This is a genomic window from Candidatus Mycalebacterium zealandia (assembly GCA_014075295.1).
Classification (GTDB): Bacteria; Desulfobacterota_D; UBA1144; order Nemesobacterales; family Mycalebacteriaceae; genus Mycalebacterium; species Mycalebacterium zealandia.
Map to the genome: position 1 here is coordinate 342,297 of CP046180.1, position 21,178 is coordinate 363,474.

A 21,178-nucleotide genomic window follows, 5' to 3' on the forward strand; every position below is an offset into this window, starting at 1 on the left:
GCGCGGTCTGCTGGTAGAATAACAAGCCGTGATGATTGAAATTGAAAAGCGCGTCGCCGAAGTCAGGCGCAGAATTGATTCCGCCGCCGAAAGGGTGAACGCGAACGGTTCACAGATTCTTCTTGTTGCGGTCGGCAAAACCGTCGCGCCTGAGATTGTGGCGCGAGCAGCCTCTTCGGGACTTTGCCATTTGGGTGAAAACTACGCGCAGGAATTGCGCGACAAACTTGCCTTTTTTGAGCGAACCGGCGCGCACGCGGATTGGCATTTTGTCGGTCGATTGCAGAAAAACAAGGTAAAATATGTGGTTGGCAACTGCCGTTTAATCCATTCGGTTGACAGCGCGGCGCTTGCCTCGGAGATAGATAAAAGAGCGGAAAATTCGGGAGTGGAAGCGCAAATCCTCATTGAGATAAATCAGGATTCCCCGTCAAAGGGAGGTGTGAGTCCCGACAATGCACGCGATTTGTTTGAGTTCACGGACGGACTTGAAAATGTCCGCGCGCGCGGGCTTATGACGATGCCTCCGTATTCGTCCGACCCTGAGGTTTCAAGGCGTTATTTCAGGGAGTTAAGGGAGTTAAGAGACGAAATCGCGCCGGATTTTCCGGACGCAAGCGAGTTATCAATGGGGATGAGCGCAGATTTTGAGACCGCAGTTGAGGAAGGCGCGACAATCGTACGCGTGGGCTCTCTCATATTCGGGGAGAGGAATTAGAAAATGGCGGGCATCGCTTTCATCGGAGCCGGTAAAATGGCTGAAGCGCTTATTGGCGGAATCACCGGGGCAGGCGTTTTCGTGCCTGAAGATGTGGTCATAAGCGATATTGACCCGGCGCGCGTCAAACTGGTAAGCGAAAAATACGGAGTTCGCGTGGCGGCGGACAATGTTTCCGCCGCCTCAGACTCCGAATGCGTTATTTTTGCCGTAAAGCCGCAGGATATGGAATCGGCTCTCACTGACGCGCGCGCGGCGCAATGCCCTCCCGGCGCACTTTTTGTATCAATTGCCGCCGGCGCGACTATCTCTTCCATAAAAGCCGTTCTGGGCGGTGGTGGCAAGGTTTTCCGGGCTATGCCGAACCTTCCGGCCGTGAGAGGCGAGGGCGCTTCGGTTGTTTGCGGCGAGGGCGAAGATGCGGATTTTGAGACGGTTGAGAAGATTTTCAGTTCGGTAGGTATGGTTGAGTTTGTGCCCGAAGAGATGATTGACGCTTTTACGGCGCTGTCGGGAAGCGGTCCGGGTTTTGTTGCTGTGTTTACGGAGTCCCTCATGTCGGGCGCGGAAAAACTCGGCATATCTCCCGACGTTGCTGAAAAATTCGCGGTTCAAACACTTTTCGGCGCGGCAAAGATTATGCGCGAAGGAATGTCTCCGAAGGATTTACGGGAGATGGTTTCGTCTCCGGCGGGGACAACCGTTGCGGGTCTTGAGGAGTTTGAAAAATCGGACTTTTCGTCCGTTGTTGAAAACGCTCTTGCCGCGGCGCGGAAACGCTCAAAGGAACTTGCCCGCAACGGCGGCGCCAAAGGGGGAAAGAAATAATGCTTGCTCAAAACACAGTTATCGCAATCGCTGAGGTGGTCAGTCTGATTCTGACCGTCTATACATGGCTTATCGTGGCCCGGGCGGTGATTTCGTGGGTTGATCCCAACCCCTATAATCCCATAGTCGGTTTTCTGTATTCTGTGACCGAGCCCGTTTTGGAGCGCGTCCGGCGCGTGATTCCGTTCATCGGTGGAATGGATTTCTCACCCATTATAGTATTGCTTCTGCTGTTTTTCCTTCGGCGCGTCATCGCGCAAACCCTTTACGGAATTGCTCAAGGGTTATAGCGAATATGGCGGATTCCGTTGTTATTGACGTTCACGTTGTTCCCGGCGCCGCGCGCGATGAGTTTGTCGGGCTTCACGGAGGCAAACTCAAGATTAAGGTCGCCGCGCGCCCGATAAAAGGGCAGTCAAACGCGCGTCTTCTTAAAATCCTTTCCGCCCGTCTGAGTATTCCGAAAAGCGCGATGGAGATACTCAAAGGTAGCGCGTCCCGAGGCAAGCGGATAAAAATCCAGGGCATGACCGAAAGCGATTTCAAAAACTGCTTCGCGGAGTTTTACGGCGAGACGGACTGAAATGGCTCAAATACAATTTCGCGGAAACGTTGTGAACTATGAAACGGCGGGCTCAGAACCGCTTGAATGCACCGTTGTTATGCTTCACGGAGCGGGGCAGAGCGCGGCGTGCTGGGAAAACAGATTGAGGCGCTTTCCGGCTACACGCGATTTCCCGCCCTCGCGCTTGATATGCCTGGGCACGGAGGCTCATCTGGCGAGGCTATGACTTCAATGGAGGATTGCGCCGATTTTGTCTCCGGTTTTTGCCTCCAAGCCGGCATCTTGAACCCGATTCTTATAGGCCATTCAATGGGCGGAAGGATTGCCCAGATAATTGCGCTCGGCGGTGAAGTGAAGCCGCTCGCGTGCATGCTTGTTGCCACGGGGGTGCGCATAAGGGTTTCGCGCTGGTCTCTGAAAACCGTTCGCAATAACTACGAAAATTTCTGCGTGACCGCGGCGCAAAACGCTTTTGCTTCAGGCGCGAACGGGCGGACGAGGGATGTTTTTCTCAGGCGGCTTCTCGCTCAAGCCCCGCAGTCAGTCTATAACGACCTTCTCGCGTGCGACAATTTTGATATTTCAGACTTGGTCGGACGAATAGACGTTCCAACCGTGATTGTGGCGGGAAGCGATGACGTTCTCACCCCCGCAAAGCACACAAACTTTCTGCACTCAAAAATTAAGGGGTCAAAACTTTTCGTCATTGAGGGCGCGGGGCATTTTATGATGATGGAAAAACCGGACGAGTTTAACAAAACCGTCTTTGATTTTCTGAACCTGCTTTGACCGCGCTTTCGCGACCCTCTTTTGAGCTCGGGTTTTGTTTGGTAGAATAAGGGCTTAGAATCTATTTAAGATGAGGAGGACTGAACAATGAAAATTTCTCTTTTGGGAGGTACGGGAGACATAGCCGAAGGGCTTGTTCTGCGGTGGTCAAAAGCCGGCCACGAAATTTTTGTGGGCTCAAGAAATCAGGAAAAAGCCGACACCATTACGGCGGAATACATTGAAAAAATTAAAGCGCTCGGCGTTGAGCCGAAAGTTGTGGGTATGGAGAACGCGCAAGCCGCCGCGAGCTCGGAGGTGGTTGTCATAAGCATTCCGCCCGAATACGCCGCAGACACAATAGCGGGACTGAGTGACAGCATAACGGACCAGATTGTCATCACGCCTGTTGTGCCGATGGCAAAAGAGGGCAAATCATTTCTTTTTGTTCCGCCGTCTCATGGCTCAAGCGCGCTTGAAATAAAAGAGAAACTTCCGCCGTCCGCACGTCTTGTGAGCGCGTATCACAACCTTCCGGCGAAGGGACTCAGCGATGTGGATAAAGACCTTAACGCAGATGTTGTTATCTGCGGCGATGACGAAGAGGCGAAGGCGGTTGTGGCGAAACTCACCGAAGACCTTTCGGGACTTAGAACGCTTGACGCCGGGCCTCTTGAAATTTCACCGATGATAGAGGCGATTACTCCGCTGATTGTCAACCTCAACGTGCGCCACAAAAAACACTTTTCAGTGAAGTTTGTGGACTGATCAACTGGTTGTCCGGACAATTATCTTGCGTTCTCTGGGGCGGTTGTCGAAATCCACGAGAACAATTTGTTGCCATGTTCCAAGCAGCGGGCGCGAGTCCGCGAACGGGACGGAAAATGACGCTCCGAGCAACGCCGCCCTGACATGAGAGTGCCCGTTGCCATCTCCCCATCGCGCGTTGTGCGCGTATTCAATACCTTCGGGCGCAATGCGCTCAAACGCGGCTTTGAAGTCTGCAACGGCGCCGCTTTCAAACTCTATTGTGGTTATTCCCGCCGTTGAGCCGGGCGCGAACACGGTTGCCGTTCCTTCGGAAAAAGGGCACTCCGCCACAATCTCCCCCACTTGCGCGGTGATGTCTATGATGTCCGTGTTGCCTTGCGTGTTGACCGTGAAAGATTTTATTTCAGATGCCATTGCGCTCTCCGTTCCTCCCGTGATTGGGTAATATCTACAATTCTACTCTGAAACGGGAGAACAGTTATGGCGACAAAAAAAGATATTCAAAACACCGAAGCCCTGCTTGCCGAACTTACCGAATCCGACGGCGTTGCGGGTTATGAGCGCGATATTTCCGCTGTTATCAAAAGCCATTTTGACAAACTGGGGCGCGTTTCAAAGGACAGAATGGGCAGTCTGATTTGTGAAGTTGCGGGCAAGTCCGCTTCTCCGAGCATTATGCTTGCCGGACACATGGATGAAATCGGCTTTATGATTCGCGCCGTTACGCCGGACGGATTTTTAAAGTTCACGCCGCTCGGCGGCTGGTGGGATCAGGTGCTTCTTGCCCAGCGCGTAAAAATCAAAACTTCAAAAGGCGAGGTTAACGGTGTGATTGGCGCGAAACCGCCGCACTTGATTCCGCAGGACGAGCGTAATAAAACGGTTCAGAGGAAAAGCATGTATATAGACATCGGCGCATCATCGGAGAAGGATGTTGAGAAAATCGGAGTCAGAGTTGGCGACCCTGTTGTTCCGGTGAGCGAGTTTACAAAACTTGCCAAGGACGGCGTTTATATGGCAAAGGCGTTTGATGACAGAATAGGGTGCGCGGTTGTGATTTCGGCGCTTTCAGCGATTGGCAAGTCGCATCCGGGCACGGTTTACGGCGTTGCGACCGTTCAGGAAGAGGTTGGCGTGCGCGGAGCCACAACCAGCGTGGAAGCGGTTGATCCGGATGCGGCGATTATTCTTGAATCCGACATTTCCGGCGATGTGCCGGGCATAAGCAATGATGAGTCTTCCACAAAACTTGGCGGCGGCCCCTCGCTTCTGCTTTACGACGCAAGAATGATACCGAATCTGAAACTGCGCGACCTTGTTATTGACACGGCGAAAAAGGCGAAAATTCCGCTCCAATTTGCCACAATGGAAGGTGGCGCGACTGACGGCGCGGCAATACACTTGCACAAGCACGGCGTTCCAACTGTGGTTCTCGGCGTTCCCACGCGGCACATACACAGCCACAATTCAATAATTCAACGAAAGGATTTTGAAAACGCGGTCAAACTGCTTGTGGCGGTGGTGAAAAAGTTGGACGAAAAGACGGTGAAAGGGCTTGTGTAGTAGGGTGGTGTTGTTTTAGAATGATGTTTGAAGATTAACGGAAACTGCTGACTGATATGTCTTCTCTAAATACGGCAATTGTTCTCTCCGAGCAAGAAGAGAGCCAAGACTTGATTGCCATACGCCAAGCGAGTGTATGGGCTTCCCGATACCTTAACAAAAATGTAACTACTTCAAATATCTCTTATCTAATTCAATACGGAAGGATTAGCAGATATGGGGAGAACGGCACAACACTTGTGAGCAAGGCGGAACTTGTCCGTTACTACGAGGGGTTTCACGGCAACAGGGAAACGAATTGGAAAGAGAAACTCGGAGATGATTTGAATTGGCTTCTTTCTTTTGACTTTCTGAAAGAGAAAGACACAACGAAACATGTTCATCGGCTCCATCCGTATAAAGGGAAATTTATACCTCAGTTGGTTGAATATTTTCTGGACAGCAATACGGATGAGTTTAAGAGAGAGACCTTTTTTCAGCCCGGAGATATTGTTTTAGACCCGTTTTGTGGAAGTGGAACAACGCTTGTTCAGGCAAACGAACTTGGTATGCACGCGATTGGCATTGATGTTTCGGCTTTTAACGCTTTGATTTCCAATGCGAAAGTGTCAAAGCACAACCTTAACAAACTACAAAAAGAAATTGACGAAATCCGACTCTCTTTTGAACGAAGAATTAAGCGGTCAAAGAATAGAAATTTTGAACAAGAACTTTTGGAAGAGTTAAACATCTTCAATAGCAAGTATTTCCCATCGCCTGATTTTAAGAAAAATGTCAGAACGGGTGAGATCAATGAGAAGGTCTATTGTTTTGAAAAAGAAAAAGAGTTTATGCCGATTTTTGACAAATTGGTTAAGCGGTACCGTCTGCAAATTGAACAGAAGAAAAACAGTCGCTTTTTAGAAAAATGGTTCTTAAAACCTGTCAGGAATGAAATTGAGTTTTTGTTTAAGCAAGTTGGAAAAGTTCAAGACAAACAGATTAGAGCGATTTTAGGGATTGCCCTCAGTCGTACTGTTCGCTCTTGTAGAGCAACAACGCATGCAGATTTGGCGACACTGAAAAGTCCCGTAACAAAACCTTACTATTGCAGAAAACACGGCAAAATTTGCAAGCCGTTGTTTTCTGTCAATTCTTGGTGGAATAGATACAGCGAGGATACAGTAAACAGACTGAAAGAATTTGAAGATTTGCGCACGCAAACCAGCCAAATTTGTTTGCAAGGAGATTCAAGAAAACTCAACTTGGCAAGCACTTTGTCAAAACGGAGAAAACATCTCGCCGAGCGGGTAAAAAAAGATGGAGTAAAGGGTATATTCACAAGTCCGCCTTATGTTGGTTTAATTGACTACCACGAACAACACGCTTACGCATACGACCTTTTTGCTTACGACAGAAATGACGGACTTGAAATAGGTCCTTTGTCGAAAGGGCAGGGGGCATTAGCAAGACAAAGTTATATTGAATCAATCGCGGAAGTTTTGTGTAACTGTAGAAAATATCTTGTTGATGATTTTAATGTTTTTATCGTTGCAAATGATAAATACAATTTGTATCCGTCAATCGCCGGACTTGCTGATATGCAAATAGTAAAAAGGTATAAACGCCCCGTTCTTAACCGGACAGAGAAGGATAAGGCGGCGTATTCGGAAATCATTTTTCATTTAAAGAGTGTTGAATAAATGAGTTTATCTGAAGAGAAAAAAGAAGAAATCAAAACTCTTATAAGTGAGATAATTGAAAAGAAATTAGAGAAATATAGCCCAGAGTCTTCATACATGCCTTTTTTAACGTGTCTATTGCAAGATAGTAAAAGAGTGGCTTCTTATTCTTTTACTCATTCTCTAGCAACATCTCTCGGAACATCTTTTTATGAGCAAGTCTCAACAATCATTCTTAACAACTGTTGCGATGAAGTTTGTCGTCAATATCCCATAAAGGGTGATATTTCTAAGTCTCAAAAGACAGAAATTGATAGTATTGTGACAGGATTAGGTAATGGGCAGAGAACTCCTAACATAGAGAAAGAAACTAATGAAGTCCTTCGAGTACAATCTACAAACGGCAACCCCCAAGACGATGGAAGAATTGCAGATTTGTATATGAAACGGGATGGTGAAGAACATTTTTTTGAAATTAAAACTGCAAAGCCAAATAAGGGAGGATTTAAGTCCTTCAAAATCCAATTACTTGAGTGGGTTGCAAGAAAGCAGAAAAAAGTCAAAGTTTATCTTGCTATTCCATATAACCCTTATCATCCAAAGCCCTACGAACGTTTTACGATGAAAAAGTATTTTAAACTTGGTGAAGATGCTTTGGTAGGTGAACAATACTGGACATTTATTGGAGGTGAAGGCACATATGAAGATTTATTGGAAGTTTTTGACGAGATTGGAAAATTTTACAAGAAAAAAATATCAGTCAAACTCAAAGAAGTTTCACGAGTTAATGTAATTTCTTAGTTCGATTTTCCGATGTCGATCCGATAGCGTGCTAGATGGAATTGTCTCCAATCCGAATTGCGATGTTTACTATCTGCGTTTCTGTTAAGGATAGGGTCGGGGATTATCTGTTTTCTTCTTGGATCATTATCTGCTTGTCAATAGGAATGTTAAACAGGCCTGCTATACTGTGAATTTCCCTAGATGTGACCGGATGCATTTCAATATAATCTCTTATAAAATCTGTTAATATCCTAGTGGCAAACGGATTGTTAGAAAATATTTTTTTCATTTTCTTTATTTCCTCGAAATCCAGTCTTTTTTCAAACCATTGATGGATAAAAAAGTTTATCAGTTTTGAGGCCGGGGTGTTGAGTTTTCCATTGACTCTATCTGCAATTGAGAGAACATTTTCTGATCCAAGTGAAAGAGAAATTTTTTTCATGAATCCAAAAGTCACAACATAGCCGAGATAAGCCATGAGTCTTGCAAGTATTTCCTTTTCAGACTGTGTTTTGTTCTTCTTTTTGAGTTTTGCAATTTCTTCTGCTAATAGGTCTATATCTGTTTCTGCAAGTAGATTATGAAAGTTTCCCAGCATTCTCAACCCTAGGTTTTGTCCTTCTGTGAATATCTGTATTTGTTTTGTAGTTTGCAGAGAGCCATATCTATTTCTTAATATTTGCCCCAGTATTTCTATTGTTTTAATTCCCTGATGTAGTTTAGATGCTGTGTCTGCAGCATCTTCTTCACCACTATCTTTTTCACAATCTTCTTTTCTTTCTTTTTCATCTTTCGTTTCCCATCTTCTTTCCCTCTCCTCTTTATAATTGGCAGATTCGAGTTGAGGTGTTTTAAATGACTCTATTACATCTTGTATGAAAGAAACGCTTTCTTTGTTAAGGCTGGCAGGCGGTTCATTTTCGTACAAACTAAGTGCTGTTAATATTATCTCATCTAAAACTGAGTCTTCTTTGCTATGATGTGAGACAAAAACCATTATGTTTGCATAATCTTTATTGTGTAATTTAGAGCAAAGATGAGTGATTGTACATTTTATTTTTTTATCCGATATGTTTTCTGCCAAATATTTTGATACAAAGTAATAGTATATGTATTCGTATTTGAAACAGTATTGTCCTGAATTATCAATAGAAAGTAATTTCCCTTTTTTCAATTTGTCAATTATTTCTATAAAGGATGTTTTTGTTGGAGGGAATTTTTCAGAATAAGATTGGTTGAATGATTCAAGGATTTGTTTTGATATTGTTTTATTTTGTTGACGGAAAATAAAATAAGAAAGCTCTGTTAGATAGTTCAAGTACAAATCTATTTTTTGTTGAGGAATTTTAGCTGTTTGATTCAGGCAACCAAATACTAAAAACTGATAATAATGTCCATATGAAGTCAAGTTGAGTTCCTGATGTGAAGTACCAATTTCTTTCATTCGGAGTATTAGAATGATAAAAAGTGGGCGTGCAGGAATTATTGTTTTGCCTAGAATTGAGTCGATGTTGGTTTTGTATATGTCAGATTGTTTTATAAACTCACTGTTGGATTCGTATTCTTGATTCTCTCCAATTAGTAGCCATTTTTCTATAAGTTGCGCTCTTAATCTATGTCCAAACGGCTTGATTTGGTAGTGTTCAAACTTTGATATTTCTTTGCTCGTCTTGAGCTGGTGTTCGGCTATGTTATAAGTATTATTTATGGATATTATTAGACCGTATGATTTTTCATCTATTTGTTGCAAGATTTGATCGCGACTTTCTTGATCTATTTTTGCAAGGTGCCAATCGTCAATAATGATTAATTTTCCTCTGTTGTCTTCTGTAAAGTTTGAAAATGTCTTTCCTATGTATTGATGTGTGAAACATTCGCTAATTATTTTATCAATATTCGTGTTTTTAATGTCTTTTCCTTTTATGAATATAGGAAGAGTATTAAGGTTGTGTAAATCTTGAAATAGTGTTTTTAGTAGAGATGTTTTTCCAATTTGTTCTTCTCCTTCTAGTGCGATTTTCATTTTTGAACAATTTTCTACTTCAATCAATTTCCTGGATGATATTGAAGATGTTGTTTCTTGATTTTGTTTGTGTGAAATATAGTCCTCAACCGACGGATACACAAATAAGTCATTTAAATTTATTTCTTCTTTTTTGGGATGGGTTATACCAACACCAATATCGTTGATGAATTCATTTTTAAAAGACTCATTGATTGTGAAACATGACTCATCTTCTATGTCAAAAACAGCCCTTTCTATCCCACATCTTATGTCTTCCCAAGCTTCATCTGTGTTTTCCCATGTATTAATAGCTTGACCATCTTTGGGTAGTGCAAGGGGTATTTTTAATTTCGGCTCATTTTTCCAATCGCAAGGTCGTAGAATTATAGGAATTAATTTTTTCTTGTTTGTGTTCTCTTTTGCTAGGTTGAAGGATTCTTCCAATTCTTTGATGCATTCTTCAGAATCAAGAAAATCAGGACTGACGAGAAATAAAATAATATCAGAGTTTACTATATTTTCTTTAATTTTTTCAGAAATGTTGCTACCAGGAACTATTTTTCTGTCATGCCAACTATCTATCATTCCCTTTCTTTTCATAGTGGCAAGCCTTTTTTCAAGTTCTTTGCTATATTGCTCGTCTTTGTGGCAGTAACTATGGAATAGTTTTTTAGGATTGCTTTTTTGATCTATACTAGGACTATTCATATCTAAATACACTTCTTCATTTTTTCTTCCCAAACGGGTCTTTCTTTTCAGGATGCCAAAGTTTGAAATGGTCTTTATGTAAATCCGTATAAGCCCCCGGCGGGTAGAACTTGTCGTAGAAATCCAAATCAAGATGGTGCGCCTGAACCATAAACCGCAAAAACATCGGGTCTGAAAACGCGGGGAAGCGTCCGTATGTTTCGTAAATATAGTTGCAGATGTCTTTCACAACCGCGATTTCATCTTTGCCCGGGCGCGGGGTTTGGTCATAAACTCCCTGCGGGTTTGTGTAGGGCATGTTTTTCTTTTCCCAGTTGCTCCATTTCATGTCGTTGAATGCTTCAACCGCTTCGCCCATGTCCTTGTAATACGGTGGGCAAAAGCCGTGAAAAAGCCCGTCTTTGCCGACCGCCACCGGATTTGGGTTTGCCGTTTCGCCTTTCGGTTCGGGGGTTGTGAAAGTGAAGCCCAGTCCTTCAAAATCGTCCGACATCCCAAGAACAAACGGGCTCGCGAACCCGCTGAAAAGCCAGCCGCCGAGACCCAAAGTCTGCAGAGTCAGAACCATGTTCTGCCCCATAAACGCCTGCTCGGCGATGAACCCGTTGGCGAAACGCAGTTCGGCTTCAATGAGCGGCATTGTTTTGTCTTTGTCTATGAAGCCGTTTTTTATCCATTTTTCGGTTCCGGGCGGCTTCATTGCGCGCAACTCATCGGCGAAATTGAACCTGTGCCCCTCGCGCATATAGAAGAAATAAAGGTTGATTATGCACGAAGTCAGGTCGGTTACGGGCATAAAAACCGTTGTTCCGGGTTTATTCACATTCCACAGGTTGTGAACGGCAAGTCCCGGAGGTCTGTCGGGAATATCGGCTCTGCCATCTCCGATTTTGACTTTTGACTCCCTGAACAGACGGACAATTTCATCAACCCTTTTTTCAAGCGGCATAGCTTCCAGCCCCTTAAAATCTTCGGCTTTTTTGTCGTGCATCTTTATCATGTATGAGCCGTCATCATTTGTGTAAAACAGCTCCGTTCTGTGCACGTCTCCCAGCGCGGGAATGGTTTTACTTGTGAACTGGACTTCAAGATCAAGCCCCATATGAGGTGGAAAATCGGACAGGTTTATGTTTTTTATTCCAAGCCCCGTCCAGATGATTATGGCTTCCTCAAGTTCGGAAAGGGGCTCCGGTTTATGCCCGGATTTATACTCAAGCGGCCCCTCGGAGATTTCCATTCCCAACCCGAACCGCCGCGAGCGTCTCTCAAACACGGTGTCAAAAAAGCCGTGCCTTATCGCTTTTTTCAAGCCGTCCGGATACTTACCCATTGCGCCTCAAAGTGTATAGGAAAAACCCTCAGGTCAAAAACGCGCCGCGCCCGTGATAGATTATTTTCCGTGCCACCGATACCGATATTGAAAAATATGGAGCGCCACGGAGGAAAATCCGCGCTCACGGATTCAGATGGCGAGCATTCCCACTCCGAACTTCTGGAGATGTCCGCGCAAGCGGCGGGAGCGTTCCTGCGGTTTTGCGGCACAGACGACCTGAGCGAGCGGCGGGTGGCGTTTATGTTGCCCAAAAGCGCCGGGTATGCGGCTCTCAAACTTGGAATATGGCGGGCGGGCGGGGTTTGTGTTCCGCTTTGCGTCTCCCATCCGCCGGCGGAGATAGCATATGTGGTTGATGACTCCGCTCCGTCTCTGGTTGTGTGCCATCCCTCTTTCAGGGAGAAAATTGAACCAATCTGTTCTGAAAAAGGCGTTGTTTTCGCTCTGAGCGATGAGTTTTTTCAGTTTCCTTCCGCACGCGCATTTCCTGATTTTCCTTTGTCGCGCCGCGCCATGATGATATACACAAGCGGAACAACGAGCCGCCCAAAGGGCGTTGTAACGACCCACTCAAACATTGACGCTCAGATAAACGCGATGCTCCAAGCATGGGAATGGACTGACGCTGACAGGGTTTTGAATGTTCTGCCGCTTCACCATCTTCACGGCATACTGAATCTGTTGCTGTGTCCGCTCAGCGCCGGAGCTTTGTGCGAAATGGCGGATTTTGACCCGGGCGCGGTCTGGGAGCGATTTCGGCGCGGGGGGATAACGGTTTTTATGGCGGTACCGACCGTTTACGCTAAACTGGCGCAGTTCTGGGAAAACGCGCCTGCGGACGACCGAAAAGATATGAGCCGGGCGTGCGCGGCGATGCGGCTTATGGTTTCCGGCTCTGCGGCTCTTACGGTCAGGCTTTCCCTCAAGTGGCGTGACATAAGCGGGCACACGCTTCTTGAGCGCTACGGAATGACCGAAACGGGAATGATTCTTTCAAACCCTCTCAAAGGGAAAAGAAAGCCCGGCTTTGTCGGCAAACCCATGCCCGGCGTGCGCGCGAAGCTTTTCACCCCGGAGGGCGCCCCCGCGCACCCCGGAGAACAGGGCGAGGTACGGGTGAAGGGCGCGGGCGTTTTCCTTGAGTATTGGAACAATTCCCGGGCAACCCGGGGCGCATTTTTAGATGGCTGGTTCAAAACGGGCGACATGGCTGCACTTGATTCCGAAGGTGATTTTCAGATGTTTGGCAGAGAGTCCGTGGACATAATCAAATCTGGAGGCTACAAGATTTCCGCGCTTGAAGTGGAGAGGGAAATTCTTGAAAAAAACGGGGTTGCCGCCTGCGCGGTTGTTGGAGTCGAAGATGGGGTCTGGGGGCAGAGAGTCGCCGCCGTGGTTGCGCTTGAAAACGGCAAATCCCTTTCTTTGACAGAGTTAAAACAGTGGCTTGAGCCGCGCCTCGCACCTTATAAAATTCCCTCTCTGCTTGAAAATGTTGACGAACTTCCCGTGAACGCTCTGGGAAAGGTTCAAAAGCCCGAACTTGTGAAAATCTGGGAGGGAGAGATTTGAGCGTCATAGACCCCGCGCGGCATTTTGACCGCGACAGGGCGGAGGGCTATGACCGCAGGGTGCGCTATCTGATTCCCGGCTACTCCGTTATTCACGAGTTGTCCAAATCTCTTCTTGAAAGTTGTCTGTCCGCGCGGGCGAAAATTCTTGTTGCCGGCGCCGGCACGGGAAATGAGGCGGTTTTCCTCGCCGAGGACAATCCCGATTGGGAAATCACCGGCTTTGACCCTGCTCCGGAGATGATAAAAATCGCCAGATTAAAGGTTAGCGAGAAAGGGCTCGGCGGACGAATTTCTCTGGTTGAGGGATTTGCACCGGATTTAAAAAGTAAGGCGCTTTTTGATGCGGCGACCGCGATACTGGTTATGCACTTTCTGCCCGATGACGGTTCAAAAGATCAATTCGCGCGCGAAATATCAAAACGGCTCAAGCCCGGAGCAAAGTTTATTCTCACCGATCTTGAAGGGGATACGAAGAGCGAAAACTTCCGGTTGCTTGTGTCAGCGTGGAAACGGCATCTGCTCCGCATTGTGCAAGACCCCGAGAAGGTTGAGGAAACCTTTGAAAACATAATGAAAAACGTGAAGTTCCGCCCCGAAAGTAGAATCAGGGAAATACTTGAGAACGCAGGATTTGAGAAGATTGACAAGTTTTGCCAGAGCTGTCTGGCGGGTGGTTATATTGCGGTTAAATCCGCGGATTGAGTATGATTCTCAAATGAATTCTCTCGAACAAAAACTCAAAACAATGGGTTTTACATTGCCGCCCGCGCCCGCACCGGCGGGTTCGTATGTTCCGAGCACGCGTTCCGGCAACCTCATATTTGTTTCCGGGCAATTGCCGCTCAAAGACGGAAAACTGCTGTTTGAAGGGAAAGTTGGCGGTGGGGTTTCGGTTGAGCAGGCAAAAGAGTGCGCGCGCATTTGTGCGATAAACGCTCTGGCGGTTTTAAGCGTGAGCGACGGACTTGAAGCGGTGGAGCGGATAGTCAAGGTTACCGGATATGTCGCTTCGGTGGATGGATTTACCGGTCAGGCGGATGTTGTGAACGGCGCTTCTGATTTTTTCAGCGAGGTTTTCGGCAGAAAGGGCGGACATTCAAGGTCGGCGGTCGGCGTCTCCGAACTTCCTCTCGGCGCGCCCGTTGAGATTGAAGTGATAGCCGAAACTTCCGCGCCTGCGTCTTCAGAATGAAAAGAAAAATTTCCCTCTGGACTGACTGCCTTGCCGGTTCGGTTGAATCCGCGCAAATTGAAGATTTCTTGAAAAGCAGGTTGGGCGGCTTCGGTTTTGAGACACAGATGCGCGGCGAGTTGTTTGAGCAACTTTCCGAAGACCGCCGGAGGGACTTTGCGCTTTTTCTCGCGTCCATACGGATAAAGGATTTTGAAACACCGCTTGAAAGCCCGGCCGTTTGCCCGAGCGCCGAGAGCGAACTTGAGTTTTCAAAACTCCGGTCGCGCAAGACCGATTCCGATTGTGTCTATGAAGGTTTTTGGTTTCAGAGAAAACTTCACTCCGAAATTGCCCGTTTGCGTTCTCTGGACGCCGTGGCCAACCTTGTTTTTACGGGTCGGCTTTTGTGCACATGGGAACAAAGGCGTTACCACGCGCGGGTGGTTTTAATGGGTGCGGATGCGGGCACTGCACAGGTCATTTCGTCCGCAGGTGTTGTTGAGGGTCCGTCAAAACCGCCTGATTACTACTGGGCGAAAGGACGTCTTTTTCAGCAGGGATTCGCTCAAGACAGGAAAAATGAGACGCTCGCGGCTCTTGATGAAACATTTAAGGGCAAGTTCATCAAACCATCAGACCCTCTGATGGGACGGGTGGTAGCAGCTTACGGGCTGCAACCGCTTATGTATGTTATTGCGGGGAAACGGTTTTGTGAAAATCCCGATTGCTGCCTTTTTAATTCGCACCGGCAGTCCGAGGTTCTGAACGCTCAGAAAAAAGGCGGGGTTTGTCCGCAGTGCGCTGTTGTGCTTGCGCCGTAGCGGTTTCAGGATTCCATTTTTTTCAGGGTTTCGATCGCCACTCGCGCGGCTTTCTTTCCCGAAAGGAGCATGCCTCCGAAGGTGGGTCCCATTCTCGGCAGTCCGTATGCGGTGTTTACGGACATTCCGCACGCTATCAAACCCGGATGGACTTCGCCCGTGTATTCAACGAGCGCGTCTTCGGCTTTTTCAACCCACATTGACCCGTGTCCGGGAAGTTTTTTGTAAAGTCCCTGCTGGGAAAGACGCGAGATGGCATATGCGTCATGCCCGGTTGCGTCTATGACGAGTTTTGACTCTATCGCTATGGGGTCGAGGCAGGTGATTTCTTTTGGCACATTTACTATCGGAGTCCAGTTGATGACGATTCCCGCGACCCGGCCGTTCTCTCTCAGAACAAGGTCGTCAAACATCGTCATGTTTCTAATCGTGGCTCCGGCTTCGCAAGTCATTGAGATGAGTTTTGAGCAGGCGTAAGGGGCGTCCACAATGTAATGCCCTTCGGAAATCTCTTCGTAGGGAACCTCTATTTCGTCCAGAACAGTTTGCCCCGGCGCACGCACGCTCGCTTTGTTCATAAGGTATCCGCCTATCCAGAATCCACCGCCGAGTGAGTTCAGACGCTCAACGAGCAGAACTTTGTATTTGGCAAGCGCAATGTCTTTGGCCGCCACAAGACCGCTGGGCCCCGCGCCGATGACAATCACATCGCTCTCGGTGTGCTCAAGAAATTCGCGGGCGAATCCTTCAACAATTCCCCGTGTAACCTCTTTCTCTCCAACCGGAGCGAATTTCACTTTTCCGTTTTCGCCGTTCTCACCCATTTTACGCCTCCTCTTTGCTTTCTTCATCGGCAGACGGTGTTTCTTCCGACCCGTCGGTGTCGGGAAGCGACATATCAACTTTTTCAAAACCGTCCAGTTTTACCGAGGTGTCGCCGTCTGTTAGTGTTTGTTCCTCAACTTTTTCCGTTTCTTCGCCCTGCGGCTCTTCACTTTGTTCTTCTTCGCTTTGTGCTTCCGGAGCCTGCTCAGTTTCGGTTTGCATGGCGTCCTGCTCTTCGGTGTTTTGCGTTTCTTCCATCTCCGCGACTTGCGCTGCCGCGAGAGCTTCTTCGTCTTGCTCAGCCGTAATTTGCACAATTACGGATGCTTTTATGTGCGCCTTGATTCTGATGGGCACTTCAAACCTGCCGATGGATTTTATGTTTTTTTCAAGCAGTATGTTTCGTTTCTCAATCTCAAGACCATGCCGTTCTTTCAGGACTTCGGCGATGGTATGAACACTTACCGAGCCGAACATCTTTTCGCCGTCGCTGAGTTTTGACTCTATCTCTATGACGGTTCCGTTAATTTTGTCCGCGACCGTCTGCGCTTCCGCAATTGTTTTTTCGCGCTTTTCTTTCAGCACTTCAAGTTTCTTACGCCAGTCGCGCAAGCTTACTTCAGTTGCCTTTATGGCGAGTTTGCGGGGAATTAGATAGTTTCTTGCGAGACCGTTTTTGACGGTCTTAACCTCTCCCGCAAGGCCGATGTCGTCTATGTCCGATGTCAGTATGATTTTCATTTCCCGTTCCTCTACTTGTGAAGTGTGGTGTATGGAATGAGCGCCATAAACCGCGCCCGTTTAATCGCGGTTGCCACTCTTCTCTGCTCCTTGGCGTTCAAACCGGTTCCCCGTCTGGAGATAATTTTTTTCCTTTCCGTGGTGAACTGCGAAAGAAGTTCCGTGTCTTTGTAGTCAATCCTTTTGCCTTCTTTGGCAAGATTGCGGACTTTCTTTCCTCTTTTTCTGTTATGCCGTCTCTGCTGACCCCTCATTGTTTTTCCTCTCCTTTATTGTTCACGCCCTCCGTTTTGGTTTCCGGTGATCCGGCTTGTTTGGTTTTTTCATTCCGTGTGGCGGAATCCGGCGCCTTGAACTCTTGCGTTTCTGAGTTGGAACCTGTGCCGCTTGTGTGCCGTTCCTTGCGCTGTTCGCTACGGGGAGTTTCTTTTTTAGGCTCCTCTGCGGGAGGTTTTTCCGGCTCTTTGCCGTGCGCTTGATACTCGTCCACGGAAACCGTCATAAATCTCATCACTTCGCTTTTGTGAAAACCCAGATGTTTCTCAATTGCCGAGACAACACCGGGAAGCGCTTTGTATGTGAGAATATGGTACGTGCCACGCCTGTAGCCGTTTATTTCATAGGCCAGGTCGCGCTCGTCCCATTTTTCGTCTTTAATGGTTTCCCCTTTGTTATCTTTCAATGCGCCGGCAATCTTTTCCTGAATTGTCGATAGCTCGGCGCCATCCAAATCGGGACGCACCAGATAAAGGGTTTCGTAAAAATTAAATCTGTCGGTCAACTTCTTCCTCCTGCTTCGGTCTTGCGCCCGCGCCGCTCACCATTCCGCACGGGAACAGGCAAGAAAGTGCCTTGGCTCGTATTATATAACACACAAACCGTTTATTCAAAATCTCTTCTGAATCTCTATTCTCAAAGCATCAGGGGAGCAACAACAAGCGAAACTATGGACATAAGTTTGATGAGAATGTTCATTGCCGGTCCGGAAGTGTCTTTAAACGGATCTCCGATTGTGTCTCCCACAACGGCGGCTTTATGTGCTTCAGAACCCTTGCCCCCGAGGTTTCCTTCCTCTATGTATTTTTTCGCGTTGTCCCACGCGCCACCCGAATTAGCCATAAGCAGAGCGAGCATAACGCCTGTTACCACCGCGCCCGCGAGAAAGCCGCCGAGCGCTTCCTTGCCGAGCAATAACCCTATCGCGATTGGCGCGACAACGGCGACTATGCTTGGCGCGACCATTTCGCGCAGGGAAGCGTCCGTGCTGATACTTACGCAGGTTGAGTAATCCGGTTTTGTTTCACCCTCAAGGATTCCCTTTATTTCCCTGAACTGTCTTCTCACTTCCTCAACCATCTTCTGCGCTGACCGTCCGACCGCGCCCATTGTGAGAGCGCCGATTAAAAACGGCATTGTTCCGCCAACCAGCATTCCAATCACGACTTTGGGCTGTGAGATGTCTATGGATGAAAGCCCGACCGCATTTACGTAAGCCGCGAAAAGCGCGAGAGCGGAAAGCGCCGCCGACCCGATTGCAAAACCTTTGCCAATCGCGGCGGTTGTGTTTCCGAGAGAATCAAGTTTGTCCGTGATTTTTCTCACATCATCTCCGAGACCGCTCATTTCCGCTATTCCGCCCGCGTTGTCCGCGACCGGGCCGTAGGCGTCAACTGACATCGTCATTCCGATTGTGGCAAGCATGCTGACCGCCGCTATGCCGATTCCGTAAAGCCCCGCGCAGTAATAAGAGGTTCCTATGGCGACCGCTATTGTAACGACCGGAGCCGCCACGCTGTACATTCCGACCGCGAGCCCCTCAATGATGTTTGTCGCCACTCCCGTTTCGGACGCTTCGGCGATTCTTTTCACCGGGTCCGCGGATGTGTAATACTCCGTTATGCGTCCTATTAAAACGCCTGAGAACAGACCCGTAACGGAAGCGAGAAAAATTCCAATTGCGCTGATTGACACAACCACGCCCGCGTCGCTGAAACCGTAGAGACCGTTTCTGTCCAAAGCGGAGCCGTCCGCAAGAAACAGCAGAGCCACGAGAGACAGCCCTATATACACAACGCCCGCTATGATGGTTGACCACCGTAGCACGAGTTGCGGTTCATGGTTTTTCAGCCACCCGACTGATTGCGCCCCGATGAGCGATGACATGCTTCCAAGAAGTATCAAACCGAGCGGAATGGACATAAAAATCGAAGTGTTAACAGTCGCGCCGTTTTGAGATACAAAAGTCGCGGATGCCGCGATTACCACGGTTGCTATTACCGCGCCTACATAGGACTCAAACAGGTCGGCTCCCATTCCCGCGACATCTCCCACGTTGTCTCCCACATTGTCCGCGATTGTCGCTGGATTTCTGGGGTCGTCTTCGGGAATGCCTGCTTCAACTTTTCCGACAAGGTCGGCTCCCACGTCCGCCGCCTTTGTGTAGATTCCGCCGCCGATTCTGGCAAAGAGCGCGACCGTGCTGGCGCCCATGGCGAAACCGCCTATGACTTCAGCAAAAACGCTGTTATCTTCGCCGGAAAGAACGATGAAAGTAATCGCGAGCCCTAAAAGACCGAGTCCCGCAACCGAAAGCCCCATAACATTTCCGCCTTTAAAGGCGGCTTCAAGTGCTTTGCCCTGACCGCTACTTGCCGCCGCTTGCGCCGTTCTCACATTGGCTTTAGTGGCGGATTTCATTCCGAAAAATCCGGCAAGCACCGAACATGCCGCTCCGCCCACATACGCGACACCCGTTTGCCAGCCTATCGCGTAGGTTAAAAAAGCGAAGACCGCGGTCGCGAATATGAAAATAATTCTGTATTCCCTTTTAAGGAAAACCATTGCCCCATCGTGAATGGCTTCGGATATTTCCTTCATTTTGTCGTTTCCGACAGGCAGAGCTTTCAGCCCTCTGTAAACAAAATATGCGTAGAGCAGAACAAGCGCTCCGACAACTGTTCCGGCAATTCCCGCCGTGTTGACATCAAACATTTTTATTCCTCCGTTGATTTGGTGTTTTTTTCAAAAATTTTCAGTCCCGATTGTATTTGTTCATCGCGCTTTCCACGCCTTCAGCAGCTATTTCGCAAGCCGCATCCGCCGCTTTTCCCACTGAATCCTTAATTGCACCGAACTCTTCTTCCGTGAAATTTTCAAGAACATGGTCTGCGGTTTCCCTGCCGATTGCTGATTTTCCGACCCCAATTCTAATCCTTGTAAACTCGCTTCCAACGCTTTCAATTACCGATTTTATTCCGTTATGCCCCGCGCTGCCGCCACCCAATTTTACTTGAACGCGTCCGACGGGCAAGTCAATCTCATCATGCACGACCACAAGGTTTGTTTTTTCAATGTTGTGAAAGTTCATTATCCCTCTGACGGGGTCTCCGCTGTTGTTCATGTAGTTTTCGGGCTTGAACAGAATAAGTTTTATGTCTCCGTGGAAACCGCTTCCGCAACTTCCTCTGAAATCGTTTTTTGAAATCTCAATTCCGATTTTTTCCGCGACCTTTTCAACCGCCATAAAACCGACATTGTGTCTGTTGCGGCTGTAACGCAATCCGGGATTGCCTAGACCAACGATGATAAAAGCCACCGTGCGCCTCTCCGGCCTATTCCTTTTCACCACCTTCTTCTGGCGTCTTCTCCGTTTCTTCCTCCGCGCCTTCTTCAGTCGCCTTCACTTCTCCATCAACTGCTTCCGCATGCTCGTCGGTGGGTGCGGTCGCGGCTTCGGAGATTGCAGCTCTGGGCGCGATTACCATAACAACGGGGTCTTTGGGGTTGTTCAGAATCTCAAGCCCCTCGGCGAAATTCAGGTCTCTCACGTACAGAGACCCTCCTATTTCAAGTTCGGTGATGTCCACTTCAATTCTGCTCGGTATATTTTCGGGCAGGCATTTGATTTTGAAAAACCTTTGAAGCGGCTCAAGTATTCCGCCGTCCTTAATTCCCTGCGATTTGCCGACAAATTCCATTGGAACGTCAACTCTGATGCTTCTGTTCGGGTCTATGGACTGAAAATCAAGGTGTTTCGGTTTGCCCGTCATTGGGTCTTTATGCACGTCTTTGAGAATTGACAGAGCGGGGTTAACGTCCGAGTTCTCAATTTTGATTTCAAGCAAGGTATTTCTCTCAAGGTTGGTAGCGAGTGCTTTTTTCAAATTCTCGTGCGCTACCTCAATGTTGACCGGATCAATTCCGCTTCCGTAGATAACCGCCGGAATCATTTTGTCTTTTCTGACTTTTGAGACTCCGATTTTTCCGGTTCGCTCTCTTTTTTTGACTGTTAAACTGCTTTTTTCCATTCTCTGTTTTTCCTCTGAAATCAGGCCTTGAGC

The 21,178-nt window shown here is 47.8% G+C and carries 23 protein-coding genes; 13 read left to right on the plus strand and 10 right to left on the minus strand.

Going from position 1 to position 21,178, the window contains the following annotated elements:
- The first annotated feature begins 31 nt into the window (after positions 1 to 31).
- The 6 genes from GKS04_01685 to npdG all read left to right on the plus strand — a co-directional run bounded on the left by GKS04_01685 (position 32) and on the right by npdG (position 3,647).
- Entirely contained in the window at positions 32 to 718 is a 687-nt protein-coding gene (locus GKS04_01685; protein QMU55900.1) for a YggS family pyridoxal phosphate-dependent enzyme, read from the plus strand.
- Between the two features lie 3 nt (positions 719 to 721).
- On the plus strand, positions 722 to 1,546 hold the full coding sequence (proC, locus tag GKS04_01690) for a pyrroline-5-carboxylate reductase (GenBank protein QMU55901.1): 825 nt from the start codon (positions 722 to 724) through the stop codon (positions 1,544 to 1,546).
- On the plus strand, positions 1,543 to 1,836 hold the full coding sequence (locus tag GKS04_01695) for a YggT family protein (GenBank protein QMU55902.1): 294 nt from the start codon (positions 1,543 to 1,545) through the stop codon (positions 1,834 to 1,836). The genes proC and GKS04_01695 overlap by 4 nt, the downstream gene beginning before the upstream one ends.
- Before the next feature lie 5 nt (positions 1,837 to 1,841).
- Positions 1,842 to 2,129 (plus strand): hypothetical protein, encoded by a 288-nt coding sequence (locus tag GKS04_01700; GenBank protein QMU55903.1) that lies wholly within the window; start codon positions 1,842 to 1,844, stop codon positions 2,127 to 2,129.
- A 66-nt stretch (positions 2,130 to 2,195) separates the two neighbouring features.
- Positions 2,196 to 2,900 (plus strand): alpha/beta fold hydrolase, encoded by a 705-nt coding sequence (locus tag GKS04_01705; protein QMU55904.1) that lies wholly within the window; start codon positions 2,196 to 2,198, stop codon positions 2,898 to 2,900.
- Between the two features lie 87 nt (positions 2,901 to 2,987).
- A complete protein-coding gene (gene npdG, locus GKS04_01710) occupies positions 2,988 to 3,647 on the plus strand; it encodes an NADPH-dependent F420 reductase (protein ID QMU55905.1) in 660 nt (219 codons plus the stop codon).
- On the opposite strand, the gene GKS04_01715 is transcribed toward npdG, so the two are convergent.
- On the minus strand, positions 3,648 to 4,064 hold the full coding sequence (locus tag GKS04_01715; GenBank protein ID QMU55906.1) for a YjbQ family protein: 417 nt from the start codon (positions 4,062 to 4,064) through the stop codon (positions 3,648 to 3,650).
- A 66-nt stretch (positions 4,065 to 4,130) separates the two neighbouring features.
- Between GKS04_01715 and GKS04_01720 the strand changes: the two genes are divergently transcribed.
- From GKS04_01720 to GKS04_01730, 3 genes are read left to right on the plus strand one after another with little or no spacing between them, the layout of a single operon-like run.
- The gene (locus GKS04_01720) at positions 4,131 to 5,213 is read left to right on the plus strand and encodes a M20/M25/M40 family metallo-hydrolase (GenBank protein ID QMU55907.1); all 1,083 of its coding nucleotides are present in this window, start codon (positions 4,131 to 4,133) and stop codon (positions 5,211 to 5,213) included.
- Between the two features lie 56 nt (positions 5,214 to 5,269).
- Complete coding sequence (locus GKS04_01725; protein ID QMU55908.1) at positions 5,270 to 6,895, plus strand: site-specific DNA-methyltransferase; 1,626 nt, start codon at positions 5,270 to 5,272, stop codon at positions 6,893 to 6,895.
- On the plus strand, positions 6,896 to 7,675 hold the full coding sequence (locus GKS04_01730; protein QMU55909.1) for a TdeIII family type II restriction endonuclease: 780 nt from the start codon (positions 6,896 to 6,898) through the stop codon (positions 7,673 to 7,675).
- A 103-nt stretch (positions 7,676 to 7,778) separates the two neighbouring features.
- On the opposite strand, the gene GKS04_01735 is transcribed toward GKS04_01730, so the two are convergent.
- Together GKS04_01735 and GKS04_01740 are read right to left on the minus strand one after the other, a co-directional pair.
- On the minus strand, positions 7,779 to 10,403 hold the full coding sequence (locus GKS04_01735) for a TIR domain-containing protein (GenBank protein QMU55910.1): 2,625 nt from the start codon (positions 10,401 to 10,403) through the stop codon (positions 7,779 to 7,781).
- Entirely contained in the window at positions 10,387 to 11,700 is a 1,314-nt protein-coding gene (locus GKS04_01740; GenBank protein QMU55911.1) for a hypothetical protein, read from the minus strand. The genes GKS04_01735 and GKS04_01740 overlap by 17 nt, the downstream gene beginning before the upstream one ends.
- A gap of 96 nt (positions 11,701 to 11,796) precedes the next feature.
- On the opposite strand from GKS04_01740, the gene GKS04_01745 reads away from it, so the two are divergent.
- Genes GKS04_01745 through GKS04_01760 form a run of 4 tightly spaced genes read left to right on the plus strand, consistent with a single transcriptional unit; the run spans position 11,797 to position 15,272 of the window.
- The gene (locus GKS04_01745; GenBank protein ID QMU55912.1) at positions 11,797 to 13,275 is read left to right on the plus strand and encodes an AMP-binding protein; all 1,479 of its coding nucleotides are present in this window, start codon (positions 11,797 to 11,799) and stop codon (positions 13,273 to 13,275) included.
- Positions 13,257 to 13,979 carry a methyltransferase domain-containing protein gene (locus tag GKS04_01750; GenBank protein ID QMU55913.1) on the plus strand — a complete coding sequence of 241 codons (723 nt, stop codon included), beginning with the start codon at positions 13,257 to 13,259 and terminating at the stop codon, positions 13,977 to 13,979. The genes GKS04_01745 and GKS04_01750 overlap by 19 nt, the downstream gene beginning before the upstream one ends.
- A 13-nt stretch (positions 13,980 to 13,992) precedes the next feature.
- Complete coding sequence (locus GKS04_01755) at positions 13,993 to 14,469, plus strand: RidA family protein (protein ID QMU55914.1); 477 nt, start codon at positions 13,993 to 13,995, stop codon at positions 14,467 to 14,469.
- Complete coding sequence (locus GKS04_01760; GenBank protein ID QMU55915.1) at positions 14,466 to 15,272, plus strand: hypothetical protein; 807 nt, start codon at positions 14,466 to 14,468, stop codon at positions 15,270 to 15,272. Before GKS04_01755 ends, GKS04_01760 begins: the two co-directional genes overlap by 4 nt.
- A gap of 5 nt (positions 15,273 to 15,277) precedes the next feature.
- Here GKS04_01760 and GKS04_01765 read toward each other — a convergent pair whose 3' ends face one another.
- The 7 genes from GKS04_01765 to GKS04_01795 all read right to left on the minus strand — a co-directional run bounded on the left by GKS04_01765 (position 15,278) and on the right by GKS04_01795 (position 21,145).
- Complete coding sequence (locus GKS04_01765; GenBank protein QMU55916.1) at positions 15,278 to 16,096, minus strand: thiazole biosynthesis protein; 819 nt, start codon at positions 16,094 to 16,096, stop codon at positions 15,278 to 15,280.
- Position 16,097: 1 nt separating this feature from the next.
- Positions 16,098 to 16,838, minus strand: coding sequence for a 50S ribosomal protein L9 (rplI, locus tag GKS04_01770; protein QMU55917.1), 741 nt, complete (start codon positions 16,836 to 16,838; stop codon positions 16,098 to 16,100).
- 11 nt (positions 16,839 to 16,849) lie between these two features.
- Positions 16,850 to 17,092: a 30S ribosomal protein S18 gene (gene rpsR, locus GKS04_01775; protein QMU55918.1), complete on the minus strand. Its 243-nt coding sequence runs from the start codon at positions 17,090 to 17,092 to the stop codon at positions 16,850 to 16,852.
- Positions 17,089 to 17,619, minus strand: coding sequence for a 30S ribosomal protein S6 (rpsF, locus tag GKS04_01780; protein ID QMU55919.1), 531 nt, complete (start codon positions 17,617 to 17,619; stop codon positions 17,089 to 17,091). Before rpsF ends, rpsR begins: the two co-directional genes overlap by 4 nt.
- Positions 17,620 to 17,750: 131 nt before the next feature.
- Complete coding sequence (locus GKS04_01785; protein ID QMU55920.1) at positions 17,751 to 19,829, minus strand: sodium-translocating pyrophosphatase; 2,079 nt, start codon at positions 19,827 to 19,829, stop codon at positions 17,751 to 17,753.
- Positions 19,830 to 19,869: 40 nt separating this feature from the next.
- The gene (locus GKS04_01790; protein ID QMU55921.1) at positions 19,870 to 20,511 is read right to left on the minus strand and encodes an aminoacyl-tRNA hydrolase; all 642 of its coding nucleotides are present in this window, start codon (positions 20,509 to 20,511) and stop codon (positions 19,870 to 19,872) included.
- Positions 20,450 to 21,145: a 50S ribosomal protein L25 gene (locus GKS04_01795; GenBank protein ID QMU55922.1), complete on the minus strand. Its 696-nt coding sequence runs from the start codon at positions 21,143 to 21,145 to the stop codon at positions 20,450 to 20,452. Before GKS04_01795 ends, GKS04_01790 begins: the two co-directional genes overlap by 62 nt.
- Positions 21,146 to 21,178: the final 33 nt, after the last annotated feature.

What these genes read in the sequence shown, in the direction of transcription:
- GKS04_01715 (QMU55906.1), bottom strand. Translation starts at nt 4,064, where the DNA reads ATGGCATCTGAAATAAAATCTTTCACGGTCAACACGCAAGGCAACACG.
- GKS04_01755 (QMU55914.1), top strand. Translation starts at nt 13,993, where the DNA reads ATGAATTCTCTCGAACAAAAACTCAAAACAATGGGTTTTACATTGCCG.
- GKS04_01795 (QMU55922.1), bottom strand. Translation starts at nt 21,145, where the DNA reads ATGGAAAAAAGCAGTTTAACAGTCAAAAAAAGAGAGCGAACCGGAAAA.
- rplI (QMU55917.1), bottom strand. Translation starts at nt 16,838, where the DNA reads ATGAAAATCATACTGACATCGGACATAGACGACATCGGCCTTGCGGGA.
- GKS04_01740 (QMU55911.1), bottom strand. Translation starts at nt 11,700, where the DNA reads ATGGGTAAGTATCCGGACGGCTTGAAAAAAGCGATAAGGCACGGCTTT.
- rpsR (QMU55918.1), bottom strand. Translation starts at nt 17,092, where the DNA reads ATGAGGGGTCAGCAGAGACGGCATAACAGAAAAAGAGGAAAGAAAGTC.
- GKS04_01760 (QMU55915.1), top strand. Translation starts at nt 14,466, where the DNA reads ATGAAAAGAAAAATTTCCCTCTGGACTGACTGCCTTGCCGGTTCGGTT.
- GKS04_01720 (QMU55907.1), top strand. Translation starts at nt 4,131, where the DNA reads ATGGCGACAAAAAAAGATATTCAAAACACCGAAGCCCTGCTTGCCGAA.
- GKS04_01700 (QMU55903.1), top strand. Translation starts at nt 1,842, where the DNA reads ATGGCGGATTCCGTTGTTATTGACGTTCACGTTGTTCCCGGCGCCGCG.
- npdG (QMU55905.1), top strand. Translation starts at nt 2,988, where the DNA reads ATGAAAATTTCTCTTTTGGGAGGTACGGGAGACATAGCCGAAGGGCTT.
- GKS04_01745 (QMU55912.1), top strand. Translation starts at nt 11,797, where the DNA reads ATGGAGCGCCACGGAGGAAAATCCGCGCTCACGGATTCAGATGGCGAG.
- GKS04_01730 (QMU55909.1), top strand. Translation starts at nt 6,896, where the DNA reads ATGAGTTTATCTGAAGAGAAAAAAGAAGAAATCAAAACTCTTATAAGT.
- GKS04_01765 (QMU55916.1), bottom strand. Translation starts at nt 16,096, where the DNA reads ATGGGTGAGAACGGCGAAAACGGAAAAGTGAAATTCGCTCCGGTTGGA.
- GKS04_01785 (QMU55920.1), bottom strand. Translation starts at nt 19,829, where the DNA reads ATGTTTGATGTCAACACGGCGGGAATTGCCGGAACAGTTGTCGGAGCG.
- GKS04_01705 (QMU55904.1), top strand. Translation starts at nt 2,196, where the DNA reads ATGCACCGTTGTTATGCTTCACGGAGCGGGGCAGAGCGCGGCGTGCTG.
- GKS04_01685 (QMU55900.1), top strand. Translation starts at nt 32, where the DNA reads ATGATTGAAATTGAAAAGCGCGTCGCCGAAGTCAGGCGCAGAATTGAT.
- GKS04_01725 (QMU55908.1), top strand. Translation starts at nt 5,270, where the DNA reads ATGTCTTCTCTAAATACGGCAATTGTTCTCTCCGAGCAAGAAGAGAGC.
- proC (QMU55901.1), top strand. Translation starts at nt 722, where the DNA reads ATGGCGGGCATCGCTTTCATCGGAGCCGGTAAAATGGCTGAAGCGCTT.